This window comes from Variovorax glucosi, from assembly GCF_051216695.1.
GTDB lineage: Bacteria > Pseudomonadota > Gammaproteobacteria > Burkholderiales > Burkholderiaceae_C > Variovorax.
The window spans coordinates 1-1,181 of record NZ_JBPJZE010000240.1 but is presented as its reverse complement, the minus strand read 5'-3'; the positions used below and the strand labels follow the sequence as shown (position 1 = coordinate 1,181).

Sequence of the window (1,181 nt, the reverse complement as noted above, 5' to 3'; positions counted from 1 at the left end):
AGCGTGGCGGTCGGCAAGAACGCGCAGACCACCAAGCCCGACAGCGTGGCGCTGGGTGCGAACTCGGTTGCCAGCGTGGGTGCGTTGGCCAACTACGACGCGTTCGGTCTGACGAGCAAACAAAGCTCGTCAGGTGAAGTGAACGTGGGCAACCGTCAGATCACGGGCGTGGCGCCGGGCAGCGCGGACCAGGACGCCGTCAACGTCCTGCAAGTCAAGACCATCACTGCTTCGTTGTCGAGCAGCATCGGTACCGCGACGAGCAGCATTGCCAGCCTTTCGACGGGGCTGAGCACGGCGACGAGCAGCATCGGTAGTCTGTCGACGGGCCTTAGCACCACGAACAGCAACGTGACCAGCCTGTCGACTTCGACGTCGACCGGTCTGAGCACGGCGACCAGCAGCATCAGCAGCCTCTCGACCGGCGTCGGCAATCTCTCGACGAGCCTGAACACAACCAATAGCAATCTCGGCAGCCTGAGCACGACCGTCAACACGATCAACGACAAGGGCACCAAGTACTTCCACGCCAACTCGACAGCCGCCGATTCGGTGGCCAGCGGCCAGAAAGCCGTGGCGATCGGCCCGCAGTCAGTGGCCAGCGGCACCAATTCCTTCGCGGCCGGCAACGGCGCAAGGGCCACCGGTACGAACGCGATCGCCATCGGTACCGGGGCGCTGGCCACGGGCTCGCAGGCCATCGGCGCCAATGCCCGTGCAGGTGGCGGCGGTGTGGCCCTGGGTGACAACGCGGATGCTGGCGGCACGCCGCTGAGCAAGGCGCAGAACATCTCCAAGGGCACGGCCATCTGCTTCGGCGCCATCACGCAGCAAAGCGGCGGCGTCGCACTGGGCTCGGGCTCGGTGGCGTCCACCGCAGCGGGCGTGGCCGGCTATGTGCCGGCTGGCGCAGCGGTGCAGCACCGGGTGGCCATTCAGGCGACCACCAGCACGCAGGCAGCGGTGTCAGTGGGCGATGCGGCCAAGGGGCAGTACCGCCAGATCACGGGCGTGGCAGCCGGCACGGCCGACAGCGATGCGACCTACCTCGCACAACTCAAGGCATCCGCAGCCACCGTGAAAGCCAGCAGCGTGCAGTACGCGACCAACCCGGATGGCTCGGTCAACTACAACCAGGTCACGCTGGGCAACGGTCAGGCGCCGGGCGGCACGCGCATCGG

The 1,181-nt window shown here is 67.0% G+C and carries 1 protein-coding gene; it reads left to right on the top strand.

Annotation, left to right across the window (positions count from 1 at the left end; all coding sequences use genetic code 11):
- Positions 1-1,181: YadA family autotransporter adhesin (locus ACSFA3_RS24625; RefSeq protein ID WP_435507990.1), on the top strand; the 1,181-nt coding region annotated here is incomplete at both ends.